At 69.1% G+C, this 1659-nt stretch carries 1 protein-coding gene; it reads left to right on the top strand.

What is annotated here, in order from left to right:
- Positions 1-1049: 1049 nt before the first annotated feature.
- The coding region (locus tag AAH991_RS39985) for an RICIN domain-containing protein (RefSeq protein ID WP_346231168.1) at positions 1050-1659 on the top strand (610 nt) is incomplete at its 3' end.

The following is a 1659-nucleotide window of genomic DNA, read 5'->3' on the forward strand; positions in this document are numbered from 1 at the left end:
CGGCGCCGCGTCGTGGCGGGGGGTACTGAGCCGACGGTCACTGTGCCGGGGGGTACCGGGCCGGGGGGTACCGAACCGGCAGGTAAGGGATTTGCGCCCATGCCTGAGCCTCCACTGCGAGATCAATGAGGGAACGCGGGACAGACACCCGCGGGCAAAACACACGCGATCCGTCGTCGCGCCGAGACTGCGGCCCTGCCGCGCACCACCGATCCCGGCAGGAGGAAGCCGCCTTGGGGAGCAGTGTGGGAAATCATCACGAAATGTGTCAAGACCATGTCGAGAAAGTTTCGCGACCATTCCGGTGCTGCTGATTCATGTGTACAGGTCGCAGGGATGGCGACTCGTCGTAAATTTCCTGCGCCGTCGGAAACGTGGTGGAGCGGCGCGGGAGCCGATGAAAGTTTCATCGCGTCCGGGTCACGGGTGGTGTTCTCACACTCGCGCCAGGAGCAGGTGAGCCGCCCCCGCCCTCATAAGGGGCGCGACGCGAACCGCGGCGAGCGTTGACACCGTTGGGGGGGTCATGTTTGATCCGCTACACCACCACTACGCACGTCGCCGATGGGAGAGGAGCACCGGCTCGCAATTGTTAGCGCTCACATATCGGGTGCGAATCGCCTGAATTTCCGGGCCGGCGCGCCCTGGTCGCGTCGCCGTCGACCACCTCCACCGTGATCGCCGGGGCGTGGACGCCGCCGGCGATCGGGGAGTCCGCCCCGTCCGCCGCATCGAGCGATCCGGCCTTCTCCAGGCGGTGTGAGGACCGACGACGCCGGTCACGGCCGGATGGCCCGCACCGGTGTCACCATGCCCTGACCCGCAGCCCCCCGCGCCATGCGGTACCACCACGAGGGCTGCCAACCCCAACCCGGGCGGCGACGACCGCCTGCCCGGGCGGCTGAGCCTGCCGACCCCCGCCACCTTCCCCGGCGGGACACCGCCCCGGTGCGGGGGACGCCATTCCCCCGCACCGGCGGTGAGTCCACGTAGCGCATCGCGGGCGTCCGCGTCCGCCGGCCGTGTCTCCACCCTGCAGAGGAGAGCAGATGCACGCACCCCCCACTCGTGTCGCGCGTGACCGGCGACGGTCGCCGGTCGCCGTCTTCGCCTGTCTTCTGGCGGCGCTCGCGACAGTCTTCGCGACCGCCATCGCCTGGACGGCGCCGGCGTCCGCGGCGACCGTCGACACGAACGCCTGGTACGTGCTGGTGAACCGCAACAGCGGCAAGGCCCTGGACGTGTACAACTTCTCCACGGCCGACGGCGGGTCGCTCGTGCAGTGGACGCGCACCAACGCCAACAACCAGCAGTGGCGGTTCGTCGACTCCGGCGGCGGCTACTACCGCGTGCAGTCGCGGCACTCGGGCAAGGTGCTCGACGTGTACAACGTCTCCACCGCCGACGCCGCCGACATCGTGCAGTGGAGCGACCACAACGGCACCAACCAGCAGTTCGCTCTCGCCGACTCCTCCGGCGGCTACGTACGGCTGATCAACCGCAACAGCGGCAAGGCCGTCGAGGTCCAGAACGCCTCCACCGCGGACGGCGGCAAGATCGTGCAGTACTCCGACTGGGGTGGCAACAACCAGCAGTGGCAGCTCGTCCGCGTCGGAAGCGTCTCCGACCAGTCGCCGTCACCGTCACCGTCGCCTTCGG

Origin of the sequence: Microbispora sp. ZYX-F-249 (assembly GCF_039649665.1) — a bacterium.
GTDB lineage: Bacteria > Actinomycetota > Actinomycetes > Streptosporangiales > Streptosporangiaceae > Microbispora > Microbispora maris.